The 3,822-nt window shown below is 71.4% G+C and carries 4 protein-coding genes and 1 pseudogene; all 5 read right to left on the bottom strand.

Features of this window, described 5'->3' with window-relative positions:
- Positions 1 to 110: 110 nt before the first annotated feature.
- The gene (locus ACRX5S_RS00650; RefSeq protein ID WP_436770666.1) at positions 111 to 863 is read right to left on the bottom strand and encodes a YebC/PmpR family DNA-binding transcriptional regulator; all 753 of its coding nucleotides are present in this window, start codon (positions 861 to 863) and stop codon (positions 111 to 113) included.
- 77 nt (positions 864 to 940) lie between these two features.
- Complete coding sequence (gene pdxT, locus ACRX5S_RS00645) at positions 941 to 1,546, bottom strand: pyridoxal 5'-phosphate synthase glutaminase subunit PdxT (RefSeq protein WP_436770665.1); 606 nt, start codon at positions 1,544 to 1,546, stop codon at positions 941 to 943.
- A gap of 160 nt (positions 1,547 to 1,706) precedes the next feature.
- The gene (gene pdxS / locus ACRX5S_RS00640) at positions 1,707 to 2,630 is read right to left on the bottom strand and encodes a pyridoxal 5'-phosphate synthase lyase subunit PdxS (protein ID WP_436770664.1); all 924 of its coding nucleotides are present in this window, start codon (positions 2,628 to 2,630) and stop codon (positions 1,707 to 1,709) included.
- 160 nt (positions 2,631 to 2,790) lie between these two features.
- Complete coding sequence (locus ACRX5S_RS00635) at positions 2,791 to 3,348, bottom strand: hypothetical protein (RefSeq protein WP_436770663.1); 558 nt, start codon at positions 3,346 to 3,348, stop codon at positions 2,791 to 2,793.
- 46 nt (positions 3,349 to 3,394) lie between these two features.
- Positions 3,395 to 3,822, bottom strand: a pseudogene (locus tag ACRX5S_RS00630) (hypothetical protein); the annotation flags it as partial.

Raw genomic sequence — 3,822 nt, 5'->3', positions numbered from 1 at the left:
CCGACCGCGCAATCGCGGTCGGCCCCTTCGCGTTCGGCCCTCAGGGCGGACGTCAGGCGTCGAACCTCTCCGTGACCTCGTCGGACACGTCGCAGTCCGCGTCGCGGACGTCAGGCGTCGATCTTCTCCATGACCTCGTCGGACACGTCGAAGTTCGCGTAGACGTTCTGCACGTCGTCGGAGTCCTCCAGCGCCTCGATCAGCCGGAAGATCTTGCGCGCGCCGTCCTCGTCCAGCTCGACCGTGACGCTCGGCAGGAAGTTCGCCTCGGCGGAGTCGTAGTCGATGCCGGCCTCCTGGAGCGCGGTGCGCACACCGACCAGGTCCGACGCCTCGCTGACCACCTCGAAGGCCTCGCCGAGGTCGTTGACCTCCTCGGCCCCGGCGTCCAGGACCGCGCCGAGCACGTCGTCCTCGGACAACTCGTTCTTCGGCACGATCACGACGCCCTTGCGCGTGAACATGTACGAGACCGAGCCGGGGTCGGCCATCGAGCCGCCGTTGCGGGTCATGGCCACGCGCACGTCCGACGCCGCGCGGTTGCGGTTGTCGGTCAGGCACTCGACGAGGACCGCGACACCGTTCGGACCGTAGCCCTCGTAGGTGATCGCCTGGTAGTCGGCGCCGCCGGCCTCGGCACCGGAGCCGCGCTTGACGGCACGGTCGATGTTGTCGTTCGGGACCGAGCTCTTCTTCGCCTTCTGGATGGCGTCGTACAGCGTCGGGTTCCCGGAGATGTCACCGCCGCCGGTCCGCGCCGCCACCTCGATGTTCTTGATGAGCTTGGCGAAGAGCTTTCCACGCTTGGCGTCGATGACGGCCTTTTTGTGCTTGGTGGTCGCCCACTTCGAGTGGCCGGACATCCGCCTCTACTCCTTCGGGTCACCTACTGATGCGCGGCCGCGGGGGCCACGCGGAAGATCCTACCGAGAGCCGGGCGTCACACCGCGTCGCGGACCAGGTCCACGAAGTACGCGTGCACCCGCCGGTCGCCGGTCAGCTCGGGGTGGAAGGAGGTGGCGACGAGGTTGCCCTGCCGGACCGCGACGATGCGTCCGGCGTACGGCTCGGCGGTGAGCGTGGCCAGCACCTCGACCCCGGCGCCGACCGATTCGACCCACGGGGCGCGGATGAAGACGCCGTGCACGGGCGCCCCGGGGGCGTGCGCGAAGGCGACGTCGGCCTCGAAGGACTGGTTCTGGCGGCCGAACGCGTTGCGGCGCACGGTCATGTCGATGCCGCCGACGGTCTCCTGGTCCTCGCGGCCGTCCAGGATCTTGTCGGCCAGCATGATCATCCCGGCGCACGAGCCGTAGACCGGCATGCCCTCCGCGACCCTGGCGCGCAGCGGCTCCAGCAGGCCGAAGGACACCGAGAGCTTGGACATCGTGGTCGACTCGCCGCCCGGGATCACCAGCGCGTCGACCCCGGCGATCTCCTCGGCCCTGCGGACCGGCCGGGCGAGCGCGCCGGACTCGGCGAGTGCGACGGCGTGCTCGCGCACGTCGCCCTGGATGGCGAGTACGCCGATGGTGGGTGAAGACACTGCGACCTCGGGGATGTTCGGTGCGTACGAATGCAAGGGGCGTGCGCGCCCGGCCGTGCGGCGCGGCTCCGGGCGCGGCACGGGTCCGGGCCCGGCTGCCGTACGGCGACCGGGCCCGGTGGGTGGCCAGGCCGTGCCTGGCGCGGCCTGCGCGGGGGCGTTACCAGCCGCGGCCGGCGTACCGCTCGCTCTCCGGCAGCGTGTCGATGTTGATGCCGACCATGGCCTCGCCGAGGCCGCGAGAGACCTTGGCGATGATGTCCGGGTCCTCGAAGTGCATGGTGGCGTCGACGATCGCCTTGGCGCGCTTGGCCGGGTCGCCGGACTTGAAGATGCCCGAGCCGACGAAGACGCCCTCGGCGCCGAGCTGCATCATCATCGCGGCGTCGGCCGGAGTGGCGATGCCGCCCGCGGTGAACATGACCACGGGGAGCTTGCCGAGCCCGGCGACCTCCTTGACCAGCGCGTACGGCGCCTGGAGGTTCTTGGCGGCGACGAACAGCTCGTCCTCGTCCAGGGCGGCGAGCTTCTTGATGTCGCCCAGGATGGTGCGCATGTGGCGGGTCGCCTCGACGACGTTGCCGGTGCCGGCCTCGCCCTTGGAGCGGATCATGGCCGCACCCTCGGCGATGCGGCGCAGGGCCTCGCCCAGGTTGGTGGCACCGCACACGAACGGGGTCGTGAACTTCCACTTGTTGATGTGGTTGGCCTCGTCGGCCGGCGTCAGGACCTCGGACTCGTCGATGTAGTCGACGCCGAGCGACTGGAGCACCTGGGCCTCGACGAAGTGGCCGATGCGGGCCTTGGCCATGACCGGGATGGAGACGGCCTCGATGATGCCGTCGATCATGTCCGGGTCGGACATGCGCGAGACGCCGCCGTCCTTGCGGATGTCGGCGGGGACCCGCTCCAGGGCCATGACGGCGACGGCGCCGGCGTCCTCGGCGATCTTCGCCTGCTCCGGGGTGACCACGTCCATGATCACACCGCCCTTGAGCTGCTCGGCCATGCCGCGCTTGACCAGTTCGGTGCCGGTCTTGGGGGCGGTGCCGGACGACTCGGGGTTTGCAGGGGTGGTGGACACGCTTGACCTCACACGACGTGGATGACGGTACGGATCCATCGTACGGGTGATCGGTACTGCCTTCTCACGCCACTCGGGGGGCGAAAAACCGGACCACTTTGCGCCGCGGACGCAGGACCACTCCGCGGCCGAGCGTCGGCGCGCCCGCGCCGACGACGGCTCAGGTAGCCGCGCTCCCGCCCGGCAGCAGGGTCGGCGGCTCCTCGTCGTCCATCTCGAACGTCACCGGGTACGGCGCGTGCCCCGCGAGCCGCAGGTAGCGCACCAGCCGGTGCCGCCGCACCGCGCGCGCGGACCGCACCGCGTCGTTGTGGAACCGCCGGGCCATCGGCACCCGCCGCACCGCGGTCTGCAACTCCCCCACCAGTTCGTCGCCGCCGGGCCGCGCGCGCAGGTCCTCGACCTGCCCCGGTTCCTCGAACACGATCCGCAGCGCGCGGGTCAGCTCGCTCTCGGCGATCTCGCGGTCGTCCTCCTCCGCCCCGCGCGCGTCGTGCGCGGCCCCCGCGAGGACCAGCGAACTCGCCGGATCGAGAAGGCCGGACGTCGCGATCTCCAGGGCGATCGAGGCGCGGCGCACCAACTGCGCGTCGAGCGCGGCCCGCGTGGAGTCCACCCGCGCATGCAGCCGGTCCAGCCGCCCCGCGGTCCAACTGAGGTAGATCCCGATCGCCACCACAGCGACGATGATCCACACGGCTGTCATCACACCGGGCATTATCTCCGGCCGCGCCACCCCGCTTTGCGCAACCCACCCGCGCGCGTCAGATGCGGTCGCGCTCCGGCGCGGTCGGGTCGACGGGAGACCCGCCGGCTTCCCCGTCGAATTCCGTGCCGTGTGCCAGGTCGGATGCCGTGTCGCATGGCGTGTCGGGTGCCGTGTCGACCGGCTCGGCGCGCTCTCCGGCAGGTACTTCGCCGGGCGCCTCGGCGGGCGACGCGATGAGCCCGGCGATGGTCTCGGCGTCCCAGGTGCCCGCCGCGCCCGGCCGTCCGGCGAGGTAGGCGGCGATGCGCCGGACGTCCCAGCCGTGTGCCTCGGCGAGGCCGGACGCGAGATGGCGCAGGTAGGCGGGCGCCGGACTGTTGAGCTCGGCCTCGCACGGCGGCTCGGCGGAGGTGAAGGTGAGCACCGGGTGCTCGTGCAACTCCCCGAGGCAGACCAGGGTTTCGTAGCGCCCCGGGCCGAGGG

It is taken from the genome of Yinghuangia sp. YIM S09857 (genome assembly GCF_051388915.1).
Classification (GTDB): Bacteria; Actinomycetota; Actinomycetes; order Streptomycetales; family Streptomycetaceae; genus Yinghuangia.
This window is presented reverse-complemented; position numbering and strand designations above follow the sequence as displayed.